This is a genomic window from Variovorax paradoxus (assembly GCF_000834655.1).
GTDB classification, from domain to species: Bacteria; Pseudomonadota; Gammaproteobacteria; order Burkholderiales; family Burkholderiaceae_C; genus Variovorax; species Variovorax paradoxus_F.
The window spans coordinates 1-712 of sequence record NZ_JXQQ01000129.1 but is presented as its reverse complement, the minus strand read 5'-3'; the positions used below and the strand labels follow the sequence as shown (position 1 = coordinate 712).

Annotated in this window: 1 protein-coding gene; it reads left to right on the top strand. The window is 73.6% G+C overall.

Features of this window, described 5'->3' with window-relative positions:
• Positions 1–618, top strand: a 618-nt coding sequence (locus tag RT97_RS30385) for a siderophore-interacting protein (RefSeq protein ID WP_042582589.1), incomplete at its 5' end; no start/stop codon positions are given.
• Between the last annotated feature and the right edge of the window lie 94 nt (positions 619–712).

The window sequence follows — 712 nt, the reverse complement described above, 5'->3', positions numbered from 1 at the left end:
CTCACGCTGCCGACGGCCGGGCCCGACGGCCCGATCTGGCCCGCGAGCGGCCGCCCGACGATGCGCGACTACACGCCGCGCCGCCACGACGCGAAGGCCAACACGCTGGAGATCGACTTCGCGCTGCACGACGCCGGCCCCGCCACGCAATGGGCCGAGAACGCCAAGCCCGGCGACGTGCTGGGCGTGGGCGGGCCGCGCGGCTCGTTCATCGTGCCGACCGAGTTCGACTGGCACCTGCTCATCGGCGACGACACCGCCCTGCCAGCGATCTCGCGGCGCCTTGCCGAGCTGCCGGCCGGCGCGCGGGCGGTGGTGCTGGCCGAGGTCGACAGCGAAGCCGACCAGATTCCGTTCGACACGCAGGCCGAGGTCACGCTGCAGTGGGTGTACCGGCGCGGCGCCGAGGCCGGCGTGACCACGGTGCTGGTCGATGCGCTGAAGGCCGCGAAGCTGCCGGCTGGCGACTTCCATGCGTGGGTCGGCTGCGAGTCGGGCATTGCAAAGGCCGTGCGCGCGCACCTCGTGGGCGAGCGCGGCGCCAACCCGAAGTGGACCCGCGCCTCGGGCTACTGGCGGCGCGGCACCGCGGCCACGCACGATTCGCACGACGAGTGATCCGGTGTTTCTCCTTCCCCTTCCGGGGGAAGGCTGGGATGGGGGCACGCGGCGCTGGTCAGGCGCAGTGCTTCATCGAGCGCCGCGAGCCCCC